The organism is Ciceribacter ferrooxidans (assembly GCF_004137355.1).
GTDB classification, from domain to species: domain Bacteria; phylum Pseudomonadota; class Alphaproteobacteria; order Rhizobiales; family Rhizobiaceae; genus Allorhizobium; species Allorhizobium ferrooxidans.
The window spans coordinates 1-312 of record NZ_SDVB01000119.1 but is presented as its reverse complement, the minus strand read 5'-3'; the positions used below and the strand labels follow the sequence as shown (position 1 = coordinate 312).

The 312-nt window shown below is 55.4% G+C and carries 1 protein-coding gene; it reads left to right on the top strand.

Going from position 1 to position 312, the window contains the following annotated elements:
• On the top strand, nucleotides 1-312 hold a 312-nt coding region (locus tag EUU22_RS04020; protein ID WP_245484905.1), incomplete at both ends, for an ATP-binding protein.

The window sequence follows — 312 nt, the reverse complement described above, 5'->3', positions numbered from 1 at the left end:
GGAGATCCAGCATGGCGGCGGTGAGGAGGAGGTGGAGACGTTCGCCTTCCAGGCAGAGATCGCGCAGCTCATGTCCCTCATCATTAACACCTTCTATTCCAACAAGGAGATCTTCCTGCGTGAGCTGATTTCCAACGCCTCTGATGCCCTGGATAAGATCCGCTATGAGAGCCTCACTGACCCGTCCAAAATGGACAGCGGCAAAGACCTGAAGATCGACATCAACCCCAACCGGCTGGAACGCACCCTCACCTTCGTGGATACCGGCATCGGCATGACCAAGGCCGACCTGATCAATAACCTGGGAACAAT